18 protein-coding genes, 2 tRNA genes and 1 pseudogene are annotated in these 18,466 nt (G+C 35.8%); 7 read left to right on the top strand and 14 right to left on the bottom strand.

The genetic code is table 11. The features are described 5' to 3' along the window. Positions 1 to 16: 16 nt before the first annotated feature. Complete coding sequence (locus tag R0F62_RS01450) at positions 17 to 241, bottom strand: hypothetical protein (RefSeq protein WP_010082031.1); 225 nt, start codon at positions 239 to 241, stop codon at positions 17 to 19. On the opposite strand from R0F62_RS01450, the pseudogene R0F62_RS06725 reads away from it, so the two are divergent. From R0F62_RS06725 to thyX, 3 genes and pseudogenes are all read left to right on the top strand, one after another. Beyond that, positions 150 to 923, top strand: a pseudogene (locus R0F62_RS06725) (lysostaphin resistance A-like protein). The gene R0F62_RS01450 and the pseudogene R0F62_RS06725 sit on opposite strands and share 92 nt — an antisense overlap. A gap of 155 nt (positions 924 to 1,078) precedes the next feature. Continuing rightward, positions 1,079 to 2,356: a UDP-N-acetylglucosamine 1-carboxyvinyltransferase gene (gene murA / locus R0F62_RS01440; protein WP_006279833.1), complete on the top strand. Its 1,278-nt coding sequence runs from the start codon at positions 1,079 to 1,081 to the stop codon at positions 2,354 to 2,356. Positions 2,357 to 2,365: 9 nt separating this feature from the next. Next, entirely contained in the window at positions 2,366 to 3,220 is an 855-nt protein-coding gene (gene thyX, locus R0F62_RS01435) for an FAD-dependent thymidylate synthase (RefSeq protein WP_274979049.1), read from the top strand. A gap of 72 nt (positions 3,221 to 3,292) precedes the next feature. Here thyX and R0F62_RS01430 read toward each other — a convergent pair whose 3' ends face one another. After that, on the bottom strand, positions 3,293 to 5,077 hold the full coding sequence (locus R0F62_RS01430; RefSeq protein ID WP_010963093.1) for a hypothetical protein: 1,785 nt from the start codon (positions 5,075 to 5,077) through the stop codon (positions 3,293 to 3,295). Between the two features lie 144 nt (positions 5,078 to 5,221). Between R0F62_RS01430 and priA the strand changes: the two genes are divergently transcribed. Further along, positions 5,222 to 7,564, top strand: coding sequence for a replication restart helicase PriA (priA, locus tag R0F62_RS01425; RefSeq protein WP_274979050.1), 2,343 nt, complete (start codon positions 5,222 to 5,224; stop codon positions 7,562 to 7,564). Between the two features lie 18 nt (positions 7,565 to 7,582). Here the strand turns inward: priA and petA are convergent, their stop codons facing one another. The 4 genes from petA to R0F62_RS01405 all read right to left on the bottom strand — a co-directional run bounded on the left by petA (position 7,583) and on the right by R0F62_RS01405 (position 11,317). Next, positions 7,583 to 8,182, bottom strand: a complete 600-nt coding sequence (gene petA, locus R0F62_RS01420) for a ubiquinol-cytochrome c reductase iron-sulfur subunit (RefSeq protein WP_010963095.1) — start codon at positions 8,180 to 8,182, stop codon at positions 7,583 to 7,585. Between the two features lie 92 nt (positions 8,183 to 8,274). Continuing rightward, complete coding sequence (gene gyrA, locus R0F62_RS01415) at positions 8,275 to 10,977, bottom strand: DNA topoisomerase (ATP-hydrolyzing) subunit A (protein ID WP_274979051.1); 2,703 nt, start codon at positions 10,975 to 10,977, stop codon at positions 8,275 to 8,277. A 52-nt stretch (positions 10,978 to 11,029) separates the two neighbouring features. Then, positions 11,030 to 11,102: transfer RNA gene (locus R0F62_RS01410), tRNA-Val, on the bottom strand. A 14-nt stretch (positions 11,103 to 11,116) separates the two neighbouring features. Then, the gene (locus R0F62_RS01405) at positions 11,117 to 11,317 is read right to left on the bottom strand and encodes a hypothetical protein (RefSeq protein WP_152550490.1); all 201 of its coding nucleotides are present in this window, start codon (positions 11,315 to 11,317) and stop codon (positions 11,117 to 11,119) included. 61 nt (positions 11,318 to 11,378) lie between these two features. On the opposite strand from R0F62_RS01405, the gene R0F62_RS01400 reads away from it, so the two are divergent. Then, positions 11,379 to 11,603, top strand: coding sequence for a hypothetical protein (locus R0F62_RS01400; RefSeq protein ID WP_152550491.1), 225 nt, complete (start codon positions 11,379 to 11,381; stop codon positions 11,601 to 11,603). A gap of 4 nt (positions 11,604 to 11,607) precedes the next feature. Here the strand turns inward: R0F62_RS01400 and R0F62_RS01395 are convergent, their stop codons facing one another. The 3 genes from R0F62_RS01395 to R0F62_RS01385 form a co-directional block, all read right to left on the bottom strand. After that, the gene (locus R0F62_RS01395; protein WP_010082043.1) at positions 11,608 to 12,483 is read right to left on the bottom strand and encodes a tetratricopeptide repeat protein; all 876 of its coding nucleotides are present in this window, start codon (positions 12,481 to 12,483) and stop codon (positions 11,608 to 11,610) included. Between the two features lie 168 nt (positions 12,484 to 12,651). Next, entirely contained in the window at positions 12,652 to 13,041 is a 390-nt protein-coding gene (locus R0F62_RS01390) for a DUF1284 domain-containing protein (protein ID WP_010082044.1), read from the bottom strand. Further along, the gene (locus R0F62_RS01385) at positions 13,038 to 13,565 is read right to left on the bottom strand and encodes a biotin transporter BioY (protein WP_317051392.1); all 528 of its coding nucleotides are present in this window, start codon (positions 13,563 to 13,565) and stop codon (positions 13,038 to 13,040) included. The genes R0F62_RS01390 and R0F62_RS01385 overlap by 4 nt, the downstream gene beginning before the upstream one ends. 85 nt (positions 13,566 to 13,650) lie before the next feature. Here R0F62_RS01385 and R0F62_RS01380 point away from each other — a divergent pair, with 85 nt between their 5' ends. After that, on the top strand, positions 13,651 to 14,238 hold the full coding sequence (locus R0F62_RS01380) for a nitroreductase family protein (protein WP_095742826.1): 588 nt from the start codon (positions 13,651 to 13,653) through the stop codon (positions 14,236 to 14,238). Continuing rightward, positions 14,219 to 15,007: a diaminopimelate epimerase gene (dapF, locus tag R0F62_RS01375; protein WP_006279822.1), complete on the top strand. Its 789-nt coding sequence runs from the start codon at positions 14,219 to 14,221 to the stop codon at positions 15,005 to 15,007. The genes R0F62_RS01380 and dapF overlap by 20 nt, the downstream gene beginning before the upstream one ends. Positions 15,008 to 15,015: 8 nt before the next feature. Here the strand turns inward: dapF and sucD are convergent, their stop codons facing one another. The 5 genes from sucD to R0F62_RS01350 all read right to left on the bottom strand — a co-directional run bounded on the left by sucD (position 15,016) and on the right by R0F62_RS01350 (position 18,462). Next, on the bottom strand, positions 15,016 to 15,891 hold the full coding sequence (gene sucD / locus R0F62_RS01370; protein WP_010963102.1) for a succinate--CoA ligase subunit alpha: 876 nt from the start codon (positions 15,889 to 15,891) through the stop codon (positions 15,016 to 15,018). Positions 15,892 to 15,894: 3 nt separating this feature from the next. Further along, on the bottom strand, positions 15,895 to 17,046 hold the full coding sequence (sucC, locus tag R0F62_RS01365; RefSeq protein ID WP_006279820.1) for an ADP-forming succinate--CoA ligase subunit beta: 1,152 nt from the start codon (positions 17,044 to 17,046) through the stop codon (positions 15,895 to 15,897). Between the two features lie 37 nt (positions 17,047 to 17,083). Next, complete coding sequence (gene rpsU, locus R0F62_RS01360) at positions 17,084 to 17,284, bottom strand: 30S ribosomal protein S21 (protein WP_006279819.1); 201 nt, start codon at positions 17,282 to 17,284, stop codon at positions 17,084 to 17,086. A 199-nt stretch (positions 17,285 to 17,483) separates the two neighbouring features. Then, positions 17,484 to 17,557: transfer RNA gene (locus R0F62_RS01355), tRNA-Pro, on the bottom strand. Positions 17,558 to 17,775: 218 nt separating this feature from the next. Beyond that, complete coding sequence (locus tag R0F62_RS01350; RefSeq protein WP_006279818.1) at positions 17,776 to 18,462, bottom strand: 16S rRNA (uracil(1498)-N(3))-methyltransferase; 687 nt, start codon at positions 18,460 to 18,462, stop codon at positions 17,776 to 17,778. Positions 18,463 to 18,466 lie beyond the last annotated feature (4 nt).

Below are 18,466 nucleotides of genomic sequence, written 5' to 3'. Positions count from 1 at the left end.
AAAAAGAAAAAATATTCTATTCATCCCTGAAGAAGTATTTTATTGACAATTTATGAATAAAGATCAATAATGCAGAAAAGGAATTGATGGGCGTATGCATGAATTTAACCACTATTAATTGTACATTATTTGTTGTAATTACATATTTTTTGACGTGCATTATAGCTTGGTGCTTACCTTTCAAAGACATAACATTATTAACAACATTTGTTCCGGCTTCAGTTGCAATTTTGCTAACCATTTATAATAAACAGAAGGTAAGGGATCTTTTTAAACTTAGTTCGCCAAAAAACTGTCTATTAGGGTTTATACTTATTCTGGTAAGTATGCTAATTTCCAATGGTCTTTTGTCAATTTATTGCGGTTTTTCATTTTTCCGAGAGTCTTTTACGTTAGACCGTGTAAAGGATTTGAGTGCAGTTTTGAGTCCATTAGTGATGTTATTTGTTTTATTATCAACCTTTGTGATGTGGATCATTATGTCTCTTGGTGAAGAGATCGGTTGGCGTGGCTATCTTTTGAAAAATCTTAAAAGCAAAATATCAAATTTTTATATCAGAGCAATTATTGTCGGTATTATTTGGTCAGTATGGCACATACCAACTTATGTGGTTGCTGGCTCAGCTTTGTGGAAGGATGGCTTTACATTCCCGACTATTTGTGCTTATACCCTTTATATTTGTGCAATGTCTATAATGTTTACCTGGTTGTTTGAAAAAGACAACTCGATTTGGCCAGTAACTATTGCTCATGCAACAAATAATCTTGTGTATAGTGTTTTGAGCATTCTAATGCCGTCTCCTCCTCTGTCAACTTTCGATGCAGTAATTCGCCTTACATGAGGAGCAGCTGGTTATTTCATTGTTGCAATTGGTGTTATTTGGTTTGATAAAGCTCGAGAGCGTCATTTGAGTAATTCATAGTATAAAATTTCGGGGGCAATTCGCATCAGGTGTCATGCAGGTAGCATGACACTGGGATGATGAGGAAGAAAAAGCAAATTTTGCCTTTTACGGTCAATCTATTATACTTAGTAAGACTTCAATAAACTAATGAATTATACTTTATATCTAATTAAATGCACAAGATATTAATAAGAAATAACTACAAACCTTTGGTCGGAAAAATCAAGATTAATGGCTCAAAAAATGCTGTTTTACCAATAATGGCAGCAAGTCTATTAAGTAGCTCCCCGGTAATTTTGCATAATGTACCTGATTTAATTGATGTGCATCTAATGTCTAAGTTGCTTGAAAGTCTTGGAGCAGAAGTGAACTTTATGCACAATAAAAATTATAAAGCGAACCATACTTTGAAAATTGACTGCAGCAATATCAACAATCACGTGATGCCATATAAAACCGCAAGTAAGCTAAGAACTTCTTTTCTAATATTGGGTCCAATGCTTAGCAGATTTGGCAAAGCGAGAACAGCATTTCCTGGTGGATGCAACATTGGAAAGCGTCCCGTTGATATGCATATTAAAGCATTAGAAGAAATGGGAGCTAAAATTGAAATTGACGGCTATAATATAATTGCAACAGTGAAAGGAAAGCTACAAGGAAAAGAAATCACATTTGAGAAAATAAGTGTTGGCGCAACAGAAAATGTAATAATGGCAGCAACATTTGCAGAAGGAGTGACAACAATAAACAATGCTGCAACTGAGCCGGAAGTTCTTGATTTAATAGATTTTCTGAAGAAAATGGGTGCTGATATTGAAATTGATAATACAAAGGTCATAATAACAGGAGTTGAAGCACTAAATGGATGTGTTCATAAAATAATACCAGATCGCATAGAAGCAGGCACCTATGCACTAGCTGCTATAATAACCGGTGGTAAGTTGGAGTTGGAAGGAATAAATCTATCTGATATAAGGTGTATTACAAATGAGTTGGAGACTATAGGAGCTATGGTTGAACTGTATGATGGAGGCATTGTTATTTCCAGAAAAAATGGCTCTATTAAGTCTGCTAACGTTGCGACAGATCCATATCCCAATTTTCCCAGTGATATGCAACCACAACTGATGTCTGCAATGTGCATCGCTGATGGGATATCAGTAATTGAAGAGAACATTTTTGAAAACAGATTTACACATGCAGATGAATTGAGAAAGTTAGGTGCTAATATCAGCATCGAGAAAAGCAAAGCTACTATAAGTGGAATAAAAAGCTTATCTGGAGCTAATCTATATGCTACTGACTTAAGATCAACAGCAGCTTTGGTGCTTGCTTCTTTGGTAGCCGGTGGAGAAACTATAATAAACAATTCACATCATTTATGGAGAGGATATGAAGCAATGCATGAAAAACTCAATTCATGTGGAGCTGATATCTCCATTTCGTCTTGAGGATATTTTATGAATGAAGCAACCAAACGAACTATAGTAAAAGAAATAGATGCAATCTTATATGAAGAACATAAGGTATTAGACCATGGATTTATTCGAGTAGTGGATTATATGGGCTCTGATAGCGCTATAGTTCAAGCTGCTCGTGTTTCTTATGGCAAGGGAACAAAACAGATAAGTCAGGATGAAGCACTTATAAAGTATTTAATGAGACATCATCATACAACTCCATTTGAAATGTGTGAAATTAAGTTTCACGTGAAACTTCCAATTTTTGTTGCAAGGCAATGGATAAGGCATAGAACTGCAAATGTGAATGAATATTCAGCAAGGTATTCAATACTTGATAATGAATTTTATACACCTAAACCAGAACAAGTTGCAAAACAATCTGACAATAATAAACAAGGTAGCGGGGAAGCTTTTGATCCAGATACCTCAAAGGAAATAATAGATTCTCTAATAAATGACTCTAATTTAGTATATTCTCATTATGAAAAATTTATTGAGCAGGGGCTTGCAAGAGAAATTGCCAGAACTAACCTAATGCTTAATTACTACACGCAATTTTATTGGAAAATAGATCTGCATAATCTCCTTCATTTTTTGAAGCTTAGAGCTGATAAGCATGCCCAATATGAAATCAGAGTTTATGCAGAAGTTATGCTGGATATAATAAAAAAATGGGTTCCACTGGCCTACAATGCCTTTGTTGAATATTGCCTAGAATCAGCCTGTATTTCAAGAACTGGTCTAGAAATAATTCGCAAATTAATTAAAGGGGAAAACGTTACTAGAGAAGAAAGTAATATTGGTAAAAGAGAATGGGGCGAGCTGATGTCTATACTTGAGAAACAATCTTAAAGATAAAGGCATACGTGTCAATCTCCTCTGTCAGTTAACTCTCGTTCACCAGATTGAATCTTGCTTTTTACATCACATTAACTCATCACTTTTATAGAACATCTCATTAAAATCATTTAGAGTTCCAAAATCCTGACCCTTGATAAACAGGTGATCATTAGCAACATGTGCTTCATCAAGAGTAAACAGCTCGTAATGGTGATTGTGAGCGGGCCTAACAATTTCATTATATAAAACCATTACTTGTTCGTAGTTATATCCATCGCCAGCATGATATTTACCACGTACGGTATCATAAAAATTCTTTACATCATCATATGTCACTTGCAGCTCCACCTTATACTTTCCCACTTCAAGAGGACTTCCTGTCTTTATTTTTAAGGGATGTTGTGAATTTGCAACACTGTTAGAAGTTTCTGCTTCAATATCAGAATTTTTATCCATATTTTCTATCACACTTGCCATAACAGTTTCTTGTTCATCTTCTGTTGGTTTTGTTTGTTTTTCAGTCTTATTACTGCTACTGTCAGTTTCCACAGTTACTTTTTTTACTTCTATATCTTTTTGAGCTTTCTCATTACTTTGCTTGTGTATTTCATCTCCATGCAATTTTTCCTGCAGAGCTTTTTTCGTATCAGCATAATCATCACGATTGCTTTGCAAAGCTGGTTTATAACTGCTGCTATCATCCGCTTGCATTTGATCTATATAGTTAGATTCTTCTTCCTGTATAGTATTTTTTGCGTTATCCTCACCAACCGTTCCTTTCTCCCCAGACTTGGCTTCACTCTCTACCACAACTTCTTCGTCTACTTGCTCATCATCAATTGTAAATTCAGTACCTATCTGATTGCTATCTTCCTCCAATTCATTAGATAATTTTTCAGATAGCTGGTCACCACTCAAATATGGTTCCTTTGAATATTTAGCATAATTATGGGGATCGGTTCTGTTTTCTGAATAAAACCCACTTTCAAAGTCTGAGTAGGAGCTTTGATTGAGCACAAAAAATAAGTTTTCATAATTAACCAGCATATCACTATCAGGGCTAACAAAATTTAAATATTCATCGCCTTCCCATTCTGGGTGGTGTCTATACTCTGCTATGTAGTATTTACTAGAGTCGAGAGGTATCTTGTCACCTTCTTCCCCATCAAGTTGTAAAACTACTGCTGAATGCCCATTACCTAAATCATTACCTTTTACCACTTTGAATATTTTAATCTCATCCTTTTCTACAAGTTCTTTTAACTCCTCGTTCTTTTCATTTAACTCTTCCTCCCTTTGTCTTTCTGCTTCTCTCTCTCTTGCCAATCTTTCTGCTTCTTCATCAGCTTTCTTCTGCAGTTGTGAGAATACATTTTGTAATATATCTTGTGTGGTTAAGCTATTTGTGTTGCTTAAAAAATTATCTAACACATTTGATGCAATTGGTGACAATTCACCGTGATCATCAAATACTTTTTCCTTTGCTTTATCATAGTGATTTGGGTTATAGATTGCATACAGAGGATAAAAACCATAATCTGCAATTGACGCTCCGTCAGGTGATAGTTCCATTGAGAATCCATAGTAATTAAGTGGAAGATTGGAGGTTAAATATTTACCGTTATCATCCCTAACGTGTAGCTCACTTCTACCATTGTGCTCACTATATTTGTTGTAGTAGATATAAAAATTCTCATGGTTAAGATTGAAGTGATCATCTAGATTATCGAATTGAATTGTACTGCCAAGCTTCTCGCGCAAAAGATTTTTGCTTTCATCTGTAAGCTTTATATGTGCAGAAAAGTAGTATCGATCTATAGGTTCGCCTTTTTCTATTTCAAAGTTCAAAGTAATCTTGTCGTTGACCATTGGTAGCCTCCACAAATTCTATAAATCATTTTATTTATCAATCATACGGTCTGTACTATGAAAAATGTGTTAAACGTTAAGATTTTCTCTGTACCGATTCATCTATATTGCCAAGCTTAATAAAGTTACAAGCTCTTTAAAACAATGTTAAACTCAATCACTATGGCAAAAACAGTTGACGTATTACTACCACTTCCAATTGATCAGTTATTTTCATATGCAATTGAGGAAAATACTGAGATTTTACTTGGAGATTACGTAGTGGTGCCATTTGGCAAAAAACGCTTAATCGGAATAGTTTGGAAATACAGTGATAAAAGTAACCGAGAATTAAAATTTATTGAGCAAAAAATTGATTTACCAAATATTAGACCAAAATTGATCGCATTTGCAGAGTGGGTTGCGCAGTATAACTTAATACCTGTTGGTATGCTTGCCAAAGTGATAATGGGAGGAGTGTTAAAAGTAAATCACATAGATAAATTGGTTTGTGCTAAGCAGAAGCAGGAAATAAGTGAAATAAGTTGCCAATTAAGCCCTGAACAGCAGGTAGCTAGTGATAAAATAATCAGCAGTTTGAATGAGTATTCAGTGACTTTGCTTGATGGTGAGACAGGATCTGGAAAAACGGAAGTTTATCTCTCTGTGATTGCACAATTGATTAAGAATTACACTGCCGTTCCAAATGCTGCTCAGACTTTACCATCCCAGTGCCCAGAGACACAACTGTACGAACATTGTGATTTGGGTCTACCAAGAGGGTGTTATCCGAGTAGCCTGACACTGGGATCCAGTTTTTCATATAACCTCATTACAAATGTTTATTTTAACTTAAAACCAATACCTAATTTACAATCAAAATTCCTGGATTCCAGTGTCAAGCGCTGGAATGACACCTTTATACTCAAGGCAAAACCCACTGTAACATTTAGCATACCGTCTTTGCCACGTACTAGTATGACACCAGAATATGTTGAAATGACATCAGGAGAAGGTAATACACAAATTTTAATCCTCCTACCTGAAATTGTTTTAACTTCACAATTGGTAAATCGTGTTCGCGGTCAGATATCAAAAAACTTAGTTGAATGGCACTCAGGACTCACTCCAAAAACTCGCCGGAATAATTGGCTCAATATAGCAAGTGGAAATGCGCAGATAATTATTGGTGCACGATCAGCACTTTTTTTGCCTTATAAAAACCTAAAATTGATTATCGTTGATGAAGAGCACGACTCATCTTTTAAACAAGAACAGGGAATTATATATAATGCTCGAGATATGGCGATAATCTTAGCCAAATTTGAAAATATTCCGATTATTTTATCATCAGCTACTCCACTGCTTGAAACGATTCATCATGTTAAAAACGGGAATTACAATCATGTAAAGCTAACTAAACGATTTGGTGGTGCAGAATTGCCACTCATTAAAGTAGTAGATATGAGGAACAACAAGCAATCGATCTCCTCTGAGCTTTTTGAAAGCATCAAACAAACCATAGAGAAAAAACAGCAGGTTATGCTTTTTCTAAACCGCAGAGGGTATGCACAACTGGCAATTTGTAAAAAGTGTGGATATAAAATTTCCTGCTTAAATTGTGCTGTTTGGCTTACATATCACAAGAAAAAAAATGCTCTTTTGTGCCATCATTGCTCTTATCAATTAAAACTTCCAGAGAAATGCTCTAATTGCCAAAGTGAACAGCCATTGTCCCTCTACGGCATAGGAATTGAAAGGTTGCTTGAAGAAATGGTGAAATTAATACCAAACGCAAAAACTGCGATGATAAGCAGCGATCAGAAGTCGGTTAGTAACGTAATTGACTTGATATTGAAAGAAGAGGTGAACATTATAATCGGCACACAAATAATTGCTAAAGGGCACAATTTTCCCAAATTAACTTTGGTTGGAGTAATGAATGCAGATTTGAGTCTCGAAAATTCTGATTTGAGAGCAGCGGAAAAGACGTATCAATTATTGCACCAAGTTGCAGGCAGATCAGGAAGGTTTAATGAAAAAGGAATGGTAATAGTGCAAACCAATAATCCTGAAAGTTCAATAATAAAAGCATTGCTGCATCAAAAAAGAGACTCATTTTATGAAATCGAACTTAAGTCAAGACGCGAAGCCAAAATGCCACCATTTAGCAGATTAATAGCGCTTATAATCTGTGGTAAGAATCAGATTGCAACACAAAAAGCAGCGAATGAAATAGTAAAATCTCTTCTCTGTCATTCAAGTAGCTCAACTATTTGTATCCAGGAAAAAAATGTAGGTGTAGACAAAAAGGAATTTGAAATTCTTGGCCCATCACCAGCAGCGATAAATTTTTTAAATAATAAGTATCGGTATAGGGTATTATTAAAAATACACAATAAGCATAGTCTATCCATACAAAAAAAGCTGAAATATTGGATTAAAAATTGTAACTTGAATTCGAGTATTGCAGTGATAATAGATGTTGATCCTGTGAGTTTTTTTTAACGAGTTTATTTATATTCGTTAAGCCTTCTTGCCAATTACCACAACATTCTCACTGGGAAAAAAATAATCAGGTACAGCCATATTTTTCGGTGCAGGACCCCCAATTACTCGACCTGATGTATCATAATATGAACCGTGGCAAGGACAGAACCAACCATTACCATCTCTTGTAGCGTGGTCAACCGGTACACACCCAAGATGTGTACATATTCCAAGCATAATTAACCATTCGTCTTTTCCTTCGTATACTCTCTGCTCATCTAATTGAGGATCCCTCAAGCTCTTCACATTCACAGCTCTTGCAGCCTCAATTTCTTGCTTTGTGCGTCTACGAATGAATACTGGTTTACCTTGCCACTTTACTTTTACTCCGTGTCCTTCCTGAATTCCAGACAAATTCACCTCCACTGTGGAAGTTGCTAGAACTTCAGCAGAAGGATTCATAGATTTAACCAGTGGCCAAAGTCCGCTTGCAGCTCCTATACCTGCCATAGCGCATGTAGTTAATGTTATAAAATCTCTCCTACTCTTATTTTTAGTAAGATCTTTAACAGGAGGTGTTTTTTTATCCTCTTTGTCTGCCAGTGGTTTTTTATTTTTAGTTAATTTTTTGTCCATTGATCTTTACTTAGCCATAAGTATATATTTTAATTTAAATACTGCGTATTAATCAACAAAAACTTGCGCTTTTTGTTTAACCTATACTACGGTTAAGAAGCGATAGAGTTTTCAACTTCAAAAATACTATCTTCAGTGGAATCAGGATCTTCAATTTTCGCTACTGACACCACTTTTTCTCTACTTTCTGTTTTAAACAGAGTGACTCCTTGAGTGCTGCGTCCTGCAATTCTAATCTCATTGACCGAAATGCGAATTAACTTTCCTTTATCTGTAATAAGCATTATATTATCAACCTGCTCAACTGGAAAACTAGCAACAACATTACCGTTTCTGCTAGTAGTAAGAATATTGGTGATACCAACACCACCCCTGTTAGTTACTCTATACTCATACGCAGAAGTTCTTTTACCAAAGCCATTTTCAGTAATAGTTAATATAAACTCCTCATTCACTGCAAGTTTTAAGAATAATTCGTTATCTATTCCTAAATCATTCAAAGTCTTTTCCAATTTAGAATCAATGGAGTTATTAATTGCAGTCCCCAGTCTTTTTGCAAGTGGAACTTTTAAGTAAAGTTCTTTTGTTTCTGTTGCTACACCTATCCCATTTAATATGGTCATGGATATCACGCTGTCATTCTTTACAAGTTTGATACCTCTTACGCCATCTGAATTGCGACTCTTAAATTGACGCACATCACTTACAACAAATCTGATACTTTTTCCAAGCGTTGTTGAAAGTAAAACATGGTCAATTTCATTACATACCTTAACCGATACTAATTTGTCTCCTTCATCGAGCTTTATTGCTATTTTTCCATTGCTTGGAATATAGTGAAAGTCCGCTAAGGAGTTACGCCTTATGTTTCCATAGGCAGTAGCAAAAACTATGTTTTGATTTTCGTCATTTTCACTTGGCAATGGCATGATATTAGTTATAGTTTCACCATCGCTAAGCGGAAATATGTTAACAAGTGCTCTTCCACGTGCGGTTGGCTCTGCAAGAGGTAACTTATAAACTTTTAATCTATAAACTCGACCAATGTTAGAAAAGAATAAAAAGCTAGTATGGGTATTTCCAACAAATAATTCTGTGATTACATCCTCTTCTTTTAATCCCTGTCCTAGCTTTCCTTTTCCACCACGACGCTGAGTTCTGTAGTGAGAAAGTTTTACACGCTTGATATAACCATTCATAGTTACGGTTATCACCATATCCTCTTGTGGAATTAGATCTTCAGCTTCAATGTCCGCGTCTGACTCTTCTATTGAAGTTTTTCGCGGCACAGCAAATCTGTTCTTTATTTCTTGTAGATTGTTTTTTATTTCTTTCATCAACTTCTCTCCTGAGCCAAGAAAAGCGATATATTCTTTTATCAGGTTGATCATTGAACTTAGCTCAGCTTCTAATTTGTCTTTTTCAAGGCCTGTTAAACGCTGCAGTTTCATATCAAGGATAGCTTTAATTTGTAGTTCAGTTAATCTATACACTCCATCTTTCAAAAAGCTTGCGCTATCTGAAATCAACTCGATAATAGTATTGATTTCATTCGAAGTTTTCCATTCTTTATTTAAAAGTTCTCTACTTGCTTCCGCAGGATCTTTTGCACCGCGGATGATTTTTATCACTTCATCTATGCTGAGGACCGCAATGTAGAGCCCTATATATATATGAGCTTTTTCCCTCGTTTTTCTTAGACGAAATTCTGTTCTCCTGATTAATACTTCTTTTCTAAAATCAACAAAAGCAGTTATGATTTCTTTCAATGACATCAAAGCAGGCCTGTTGTTATTGAGCACTAAAGTGTTAACACTAAAACTACTTCTTAGTGGAGTTAGCCCCAATATTTGATTAAGTATAAAACTTGCTTCAGCATTTCTTTTGAGGTCAATTACTACTCTAATACCAGACTTATCGGACTCATCCCTAATTTCTGTTATACCATCAATTCTTTTTTCTTTTACAAGCTCACCTATCTTCTCAATTAATTTTACTTTATTTACCTGGTAAGGTATTTCATCAATCACTATTGCTTGCCTATCTTGTGGCAGATCTTCTATATGAGTCTTGCCTTGCACAACAATTGATCCACGACCAGTTGCAAATGCTGATCTTATTCCAGACCTTCCAAGAATTGTTCCCCCAGTTGGAAAATCCGGCCCTGGCATCACTTCAAGTAACTCATCCAAAGTAACTTCAGGATTATTTACATATAATATACAAGCATCTATTATTTCTCCAAGATTATGAGAAGGAATATTGGTTGCCATACCAACTGCAACACCACTTGCACCGTTTACCAATAGATTCGGAAACTCTGCAGGCAGCACAACTGGTTCTGTTTCATTTCCATCGTAGTTTGGCCTAAAATTAACTGTATCTTCATCAATATCATTCAGTAAAAAGTGCGACACTTTTTGAAGTCTTGCTTCTGTGTATCGCATTGAAGCTGGTGGATCTCCATCTATCGAACCAAAGTTACCTTGCCCATCAACAAGTGGTAAAAGAAGAGAGAAATCTTGGGCCATTCTAACCAAGGAATCGTAAATAGCTGCATCACCATGTGGGTGATATTTCCCCATTACATCCCCAACTATACGAGCTGCCTTTTTATATGGCTTACCGGCATCGAATCCAGCTCTTGACATTGCGTATAATATGCGCCTGTGAACAGGTTTAAATCCATCCCGCACGTCAGGTATAGCCCGGCTTATGATAACGCTCATTGCGTAGGAAAGATAAGAATCTTCCAGCTCTTTTACTATTGAGATTGGTACTATATTATCCTGCATTTTCTATACTTTAATTGAAGTAATTAATAATACTAACATTCAGTTAAGCAAATGGGCAATGACAGACTTGAACTGCCGACCTCCTCGGTGTAAACGAGATGCTCTACCAGCTGAGCTAATTGCCCCTTTAGATCTAATTCTATAGCTCAATATTATTATTGTAAACAAAAATAGCAATAAATTGTATCCGTTCAGCAGAGTGGCAAAATAGGTAGACAAGGTGATCTAAAAAGATAATCATAGAGTAAATGTGAGGTAAGTCCTTACAATAAATGGTGTCATCCAAGTAGCCGACACTGGGATCCAGAAAAAAGAATGGTGTCATTCCAGTGCTTGACACTGGAATCCAGCTTTTTCATAATCATTAAAACGTTGTATTTTTACATAAAACAGCTATTTTTATGCTCGCCAACTTAATAAAATTCCTGGATCCCAGTGTCAAGCACTGGGATGACACCCTCCTGATGGGCCAAAATCACAATGTTCGTACAGTTATGCATTTGTTGTGTAAATTACCTTTGCAAACAAATGTTCGTACATCTGTGTTTCACACACTTTGCTTCAATATTTGCACATTAGCCACTCCCTTGAACAGATACGATAAATTAGATTTAGGTGAGCTATAAGCTTTTATGAAATCTTTGAGTGCGTGCTGTGAAGTTTTATAAATTTTAGTCTTGCTGTCACTTTGTATAAAGGTATTTTTTCACTCACATCTTTCGAAGTTGTAGCCATGTTCAACAATTTTAAGTAGAATATTGTAGCGTTTTGAAAATCTGAAAGTTTATCTAGAATAACAGCTAAATTATAAGTATAAAAAATATTGTTTTCATCGAGGGAAATAGCAGTTATCATATACTCTTTACCTTTTACATAATCCTCCTTTTTCATATAGATCATACCTAAATTTGCTAATAAAGGAGCATAATTTTTATGTATATCATACAATTTTAACATTTCACTCAACGCCAGATCAGGATTATATTGTGAGATTATCGTCAGAAAATTTTTTAATATGTAAGGGTTACTAGGGTGTTCTTTTAACAGTCTTGTGTAAATCTCTACAGCTTTTTTGTATTCTTTATTAGCGTAATAAATATTTCCCAATCCAATTAAAGCATTTTTATGATAAGGAAACTTTGCAATGATCTGATTAAGGAGAGAAATAGCTGTTTCATTATCTCCTGATTCAAAGGAATCTTTTGCTTTTTTTAAAGTAGAGTATATGTCAAAACTCTTGCCAGAATTCTGCGCAATTTTGATGTTAAATTTATCACTTTTTCTCTCAATAACATCAAGATCTTTATATTTTTTATCAGCTTTTATATGCTTGACAACACTATCAAAGGCCTTCTGTATCTCCAAATTTTCACTAGCATAGGTAACAGAAGACCTCCATAAAATCACAACGCAAATTAACATGCAGATAAACATAGGTCCTAGTGTTGTGGCATTGGCTGCAGCGTGTAACCAGTAAACCTTATTTCTTTGAGCTATATGCAACACATTACAAATTCATAAATGCTAAATTACCTATCTCATACAATAATAAAGATATTATTAATTAGCGGGACGAACATGCTGTGTAGCCTTTCAGAATGCATTTATCTTTTGTCTTCCATATTTCGCTTTATTTCCACAAAAATGCTTCAATTTATCTTAACATTTTGTCAACTACCTTTGTAGATTTAAAAGGGCATTTTTACATATTCCATATGGCTGCCAGTTGCACCCCTCACATGCGTACTCGAATTTCTCTAAAGACATTTTCTCCCTAATCTTTTCTACCGCTTCACTCCAGGTCAAAGTCTCGCCAATTTTAATTCCTAAAATTTCCATATGCCTTCTATCTAGCTCTAAAACTTTAGCTTGTTCGGTGCATTTACCTTGTTTAGTCTGGTTTGGGCAAGCACTACAAATACTATCAAGGTTACCAACTACTTCGATTTGAGTACTAACCACTTCACTTGCTATCTTCCTATAATTTTCTACAAAACCCTGAGAATACCCATATCCCCGAAACGCGAGGGTGCACATAAAATGATGAGGGCGAAATTTTATCATTTTTTCAAATATTGCAAAGCTGCTACAAGTAGAAAAATTTTTATCAAATCAGGAAGGATAAATGGTAAAACACCCACCATTATTGCTTGTCCCAGACCCAAGTAAACAGCAAGCCAACTAACACCACAAATAAAGATTACAACTGTACCAGCCAGACAACTTAAAGAATTACACACAAATGATTTATATTTAGAGTTCAGTAATTCATTTACTTTGCTCATTACCATAACAGCAGCTAAACAGCCAATTAAATATCCACCTGTTGGTCCAAGGAGAGCGTGATAACCACCAGAAAAATTTGCAAGAACAGGCAATCCTGCTGCACCAAGTGATAGATATGTAAGCACAGAATAGAATGCTGTTCTGCGGTTAAATTTAAGCCCAATAAGCATTACTCCTAAAGTTTGCAATGTGATAGGCACAGGCTGCAATGGTATACTTATTTGAGCCATCAAGAATAAAAGTAAAACGCAAGACAATATTTCAGCCAGTGTTGATCTGCTGCTAGATTGTGTTATAAACATACCTTCCCAATAAAAATAACTTATTAAATGTAATATATGTGTATGAGAGGTTTTGCAATTTAAATTTTGCTTATATTGTGCTACAATGAATTATTTATGCACTATTAAATTAAAAATGATGAGTAAACAAGATCTATTATCGTTGATGAAAGCAAGACACAGCGGACGTTCATACGATCCTACAAGAGCAATATCTCAGGAAGACATGGATATTTTAATGGAAGCTGTAAGGCTGACTCCCTCATGTTTTGGTGATGAACCCTGGAGATACGTAATATGCAACAAACAGAACAATCAAAGCGCATGGGAAAAGCTGCTAAATTGCCTTGATGAATCTAATCAAAAATGGGCAAAAGATGCACAAGTGTTAATCATATCTTTAAGCGCTAAGAATTTCCGCAAATCTGATAAAGGTGAAAATTTTTGGGCTAATCACGATACTGGTGCAGCGAATTATGGACTTATGTTACAAGCTGCAGTTATGAACTTAATGGCCCATCAAATGGGTGGATTTGATAGAGATAAAATAGTGAAAGAGTTCAATATACCCAATGACTTTAACGTAATGTCAGTGATAGCGGTTGGTTACGAAGAAGAGGGTGCTGAAACAAGTAAGAAGAAAAGAAGACCAATAGAAGAAATATTTTTTTATGATGAGTGGCCAAAATTCTGAAAATTTTATCAAAATGCACGGCACTGGTAACAATTTCGTTATCATAGACTCACGTTCAACAAACAATTTAGACTGGAACCATAGACAAATTGCTGATCAAAGCAGTTGTGATCAAGTGATAATTATAACAATGTCTAATGCTGCAGACTGTTTTATGCATATCTATAATGCTGATGGCAGTCGAGCTGAAATGTGCGGAAACGCAGCACGCTGTGTTGGATATTTGATAATGTCAGAAAAAGGTGCTGAATACTCCATTATTGAGCTAACAAGCAAACGCATTTTAGAGTGTTTTAAAGTGGGTGATAAATCCATAAAGGTTAACATGGGTAAACCTTTGCTAAAATGGCATGAAATTCCCTTATCTACTGAGTGTGACACTCTTCACTTACCTATAGAGCTTGAAATGCTAAAAGATCCTGTTGCAGTAAATATTGGCAATCCTCACATAGTTTTTTTTGTTGATAACATAAGTGAAATACCATTGCGAAATTTAGGACCAAAGCTAGAAAATCACGCATTATTTCCTCGGAAAATTAATGTTAGTATTGCACAAGTTGAAAAGTCTGGAGAAATAGCTTTAAGAGTTTGGGAAAGAGGTACAGGCATTACTGCATCATGCGGTAGTGCAGCCTGTGCAGCACTTGTTGCATCCACACTACGTGGATATCTGGTTGCCCAACAGACTTCAGTAAATTTACCAGGAGGCAAGTTATTAATCGAATGGGCAAATAACGTATTCATGACCGGTGATATAGGGTTTTTGTGACCCTAATTCTAGTGATGCATTACTTCCAATACCTTCTTACCAATTACTGCAGGGGTTTCAGCAATTGCAATTCCAGCGCTCCGCATAACTTCTAGTTTTGCACCAGCACTTCCACCGCTGGAAGAGATGATTGCTCCAGCGTGTCCCATACGTCTTCCTGGAGGTGCCGTTTGGCCTGCTACAAAACCAACGATTGGCTTTTTAGTTTTTTCTGTTTTCACAAAATGTGATACATCTTCTTCTTCGTTTCCACCTATTTCACCAATAACTACAATACCATGAGTATCGTTATCTTTTAAAAAGAGCTCCATACAGTCGACAAATGTTATACCATGAACTGGATCCCCCCCAATTCCGATACACGTGGATTGACCAAGACCAACAGCGGTTGTTTGTGCTACTGCCTCGTAAGTTAAAGTTCCGGAGCGAGACATAATTCCTATGTGTCCACGCTTATGGATATGGCCAGGCATAATTCCTATTTTGCATTCTTCAGGGGTAATAATTCCCGGGCAGTTGGGACCAATCAATCGACTTTTTGAGCCGATAAGCGCACGCTTAACTTTCACCATATCAAGTATAGGAATGCCCTCTGTAATACAAATTATCAATTCTATTTTTGCATCTATTGCTTCAAGTATTGCAGCAGCAGCAAATTTAGCAGGTACATATATAACTGTAGCATTTGCACCGGTTTTTTCTTTGGCTTCTGCTACAGTATTAAAAACCGGTAAATTAAGGTGAGTGCTCCCACCCTTTCCAGGAGTTACACCTCCCACCATTTTCGTTCCGTAATCAATTGCTTGCTCTGAATGAAATGTGCCTTGTGCGCCAGTAAAACCCTGGCATATTAATCTTGTATCTTTGTTTACTAAAACGGACATGCTTTATTTTACCTCTTTTACTATCTTTTGCGCAGCTTCATCTAGCTCATCTGCAGCAATAATATTTAATCCTGACTCTTCTAAAATTTTTTTTCCTTCTTCAAAATTAGTACCTGATAATCTAACCACTAGAGGAACTTTAATGCTCATTTCTTTTGCAGCCGCAACAATTCCACTTGCGATAATATCGCAACGCATTATACCACCAAATATGTTAACCAGAATTCCTTTTACGTTGCTATCAGACAATATGATTTTAAATGCTTCAGTTACAGTTTCTTTACTCGCTCCACCACCAACATCCAAAAAGTTAGCAGGCTCTGCTCCGTAGTATTTTATTATATCCATTGTTGCCATAGCAAGACCTGCACCATTTACCATGCAACCAATACTGCCATCCATTTTGATGTAACTGAGCCCATACTTTGAAGCCTCTATCTCTTCTTTCACTTCCTCATCATAATCACGAAGTTCCATAATTTCTGGGTGACGATATAAAGCATTATCATCGAAATTAATTTTTGCATCGAGCGCAATAAAATCTCCAGAATTTGTTTCAACCAGTGGATTAATTTCAATTTGGCTCGCATCAGTTGCAATAAACGCATCATATATTTTTTTTGCAATGTTCGATATCTTTTCTATTTGTTCTGGACTCAAATGAAAACTGCTGCTTAACTTGCTGCTATCAAAACTTGTAGCAGGATCAATATCAAATTTCACAATTTTTGCAGGAGAATTTTTTGCCACTTCTTCGATGTCCATTCCACCTTCTGAGGAAAATATGAATATTGGCCTACTGAGCTTCGGGTCGATTACCAGGCTTAAATAATACTCTTTCTTAATGCTTGAGCCTTCTTCAACGTACACTTTTCTTACTTGCTGCCCGCTTGGCCCTGTTTGATGAGTAACTAAAGTCATACCAATCATGTCCTTTACAAACTGTTGAGCTTCTTCAACTGACTTTGCTAGCTTTACGCCACCGGCTTTACCCCTACCACCTGCATGAATTTGAGCTTTAACTACAAACACGTCAGATTTTAATTGACTTACTTGAGTCTTTACTTCTTCTGCAGATGTAGCAACAAAACCTTTTGGCACTGGGACATTAAATTTATGCAAAACTTCTTTCGCTTGATATTCGTGAATATTCATAAAATAACCAATGATAAACTATTAACTTGAGTACAAACTACCAACCATAACGTTGCCTTCTGCACTCTTGTTGGTACCTCTTTTTTTTAGCTTCAGCTTTCTTTTTAGCTCTTTTTTCTGATTTTTTTTCATGATATTGTTTTTTCATTTTCAACCCTCTTCCTTCCTTTTGAATTGTTTTTTTCAATACTGGAAGAGCTCTGTCTACATCACCATAATGGACTGATACTTCTATCAAACTCTATACCTCCTTCGGTAATCATTTCAAAATCTATTTATAAATTAGAAAATTAACATTGTCAATTATTTTATAAACTTGAGCGTTAAAATGTAATATGCCATAATTTACATGGTAAATAATGTCATTCCAGTGTCAGCTACTTGCTTACTGATGGAGATTGCTCTTATGTTACAGCGTTCTTACAATTATACTAACATCGGGGCGGAGAGATTTGAACTCCCGACCCTTTGGTCCCAAACCAAATGCGCTACCAGGCTGCGCTACGCCCCGACTTCTTTACTCAGAGTATCAATAACTCAGGCAAAATGCAAGATTCATTTGTTTACTTTAGAAAAAATATAATATGAGATTTAATATTATCTTAGAATATGTTTTTTATTAGCTCCTCTTTAACAACAGACTGCTTCGTAGAAAGTCTACAGGGTTTTTGTGCGCGCAACACTGAACCAGATTTCTTTATGACCCAAACCTTAGTCATATTTAAAAATCTAGCTACACCAATTGGTGAAAGTGAGTGCAGCAACTACAGCAGTATCGACCCTTAAAATTCTTTTTCCTAGACTCAATTTTTGACAAAACTTATCGGCAAGATCAAGTTCATAAGATGAAAAACCACCTTCAGGGCCAACAATAATAGCAACATTTTTTTTGCCTTTCAGCACTTTGTCAGCTTTACCTGTTTCATCACACAAAACAAAATTTTTACTCTGGGAATCAGGTAACTCACAAAAGTTAATAGGAGGCAAAATCTCTGGTATACTTATCCTACCTGATTGTTCCGCTGCTTCGATTGCTTGTAATTTTGCTCTACTTAGGTTAATATTTTTTACCACTGTACGTTCCGTTGAAATAAATTGAATGCAGATTACTCCCATTTCAGTTGCCTGTCTTACTATGTTGTTCAAAGCAGCACTTTTTACCATGGCACAATACAGGTATAAATTTTCCTCATATTGCTGTTGTTTAGTGCATTCTTTGGGTGTAACTTCTGTCAATTTACGCGATATATTAACTACTTCTCCTAACCATTCTCCATCTTTTCCATTAAAAAGAGAGAGATTATCATACTTCTTAAGCCGCATTACATTGCAAATATAGTGACTTTGTTGTGGATTAAGTGCTAAACTCACGCCTTGTGATAAAGCTTCTTCAACATAGAGCCTAATTTTTCCCATTCAA

The sequence above is a fragment of the Wolbachia endosymbiont of Drosophila aff. chauvacae BK-2020 genome, from assembly GCF_032848195.1.
GTDB classification, from domain to species: Bacteria; Pseudomonadota; Alphaproteobacteria; order Rickettsiales; family Anaplasmataceae; genus Wolbachia; species Wolbachia pipientis.
This window is presented reverse-complemented; position numbering and strand designations above follow the sequence as displayed.

Excerpts from the sequence above, each read along its gene's own strand:
- R0F62_RS01450 (WP_010082031.1), bottom strand. The coding sequence starts at position 241 with ATGGTTAGCAAAATTGCAACTGAAGCCGGAACAAATGTTGTTAATAAT.
- murA (WP_006279833.1), top strand. The coding sequence starts at position 1,079 with ATGCACAAGATATTAATAAGAAATAACTACAAACCTTTGGTCGGAAAA.
- thyX (WP_274979049.1), top strand. The coding sequence starts at position 2,366 with ATGAATGAAGCAACCAAACGAACTATAGTAAAAGAAATAGATGCAATC.
- R0F62_RS01430 (WP_010963093.1), bottom strand. The coding sequence starts at position 5,077 with ATGGTCAACGACAAGATTACTTTGAACTTTGAAATAGAAAAAGGCGAA.
- priA (WP_274979050.1), top strand. The coding sequence starts at position 5,222 with ATGTTAAACTCAATCACTATGGCAAAAACAGTTGACGTATTACTACCA.
- petA (WP_010963095.1), bottom strand. The coding sequence starts at position 8,182 with ATGGACAAAAAATTAACTAAAAATAAAAAACCACTGGCAGACAAAGAG.
- gyrA (WP_274979051.1), bottom strand. The coding sequence starts at position 10,977 with ATGCAGGATAATATAGTACCAATCTCAATAGTAAAAGAGCTGGAAGAT.
- R0F62_RS01400 (WP_152550491.1), top strand. The coding sequence starts at position 11,379 with ATGCTCGCCAACTTAATAAAATTCCTGGATCCCAGTGTCAAGCACTGG.
- R0F62_RS01390 (WP_010082044.1), bottom strand. The coding sequence starts at position 13,041 with ATGATAAAATTTCGCCCTCATCATTTTATGTGCACCCTCGCGTTTCGG.
- R0F62_RS01385 (WP_317051392.1), bottom strand. The coding sequence starts at position 13,565 with ATGTTTATAACACAATCTAGCAGCAGATCAACACTGGCTGAAATATTG.
- R0F62_RS01380 (WP_095742826.1), top strand. The coding sequence starts at position 13,651 with ATGAATTATTTATGCACTATTAAATTAAAAATGATGAGTAAACAAGAT.
- dapF (WP_006279822.1), top strand. The coding sequence starts at position 14,219 with ATGAGTGGCCAAAATTCTGAAAATTTTATCAAAATGCACGGCACTGGT.
- sucD (WP_010963102.1), bottom strand. The coding sequence starts at position 15,891 with ATGTCCGTTTTAGTAAACAAAGATACAAGATTAATATGCCAGGGTTTT.
- sucC (WP_006279820.1), bottom strand. The coding sequence starts at position 17,046 with ATGAATATTCACGAATATCAAGCGAAAGAAGTTTTGCATAAATTTAAT.
- R0F62_RS01350 (WP_006279818.1), bottom strand. The coding sequence starts at position 18,462 with ATGGGAAAAATTAGGCTCTATGTTGAAGAAGCTTTATCACAAGGCGTG.